The organism is Pseudoalteromonas rubra, from assembly GCF_000967655.1.
In the GTDB taxonomy this organism is placed as follows: Bacteria; Pseudomonadota; Gammaproteobacteria; order Enterobacterales; family Alteromonadaceae; genus Pseudoalteromonas; species Pseudoalteromonas rubra_A.
In genome coordinates this window covers 1-321 of record NZ_JXYA01000084.1, presented here as the reverse complement: position 1 = coordinate 321, position 321 = coordinate 1, and the positions used below count along the sequence as shown (strand labels likewise).

General features: G+C 53.0%; 1 protein-coding gene. It reads right to left on the bottom strand.

Translation table 11 applies throughout. From position 1 onward, the window contains the following. The coding region (locus tag TW77_RS23245) for a hypothetical protein (protein ID WP_046007357.1) at positions 1-195 on the bottom strand (195 nt) is incomplete at its 3' end. Positions 196-321 lie beyond the last annotated feature (126 nt).

Below are 321 nucleotides of genomic sequence, written 5' to 3'. Positions count from 1 at the left end.
CAGACAACCCGATACGCACAGCGCAGCAAAAACAAATGCAGTGCTAAGCAACACTGCGACCCGCCAGCCACTGTCCGCCTCTTTACATTGCAAGGTCGTGATATAAGCGCTGAATTCATCCAGCAACACTTCCTTCACGAGCAGCAACCAAAGTACAGCCAGTACTGCCAGTAACAGGCGCTGTGTGATACTCATACTGCCAGACAGCTCCCTCATGGTATCAGTAAGCCAAAGAAATACAGCAGCAGGCCTAGAGCAAACAACTGGGTGAGTGTCGCCGCCCAGTATTCCCAGCCCTCACTGCGATAGATCCAGCGGCCT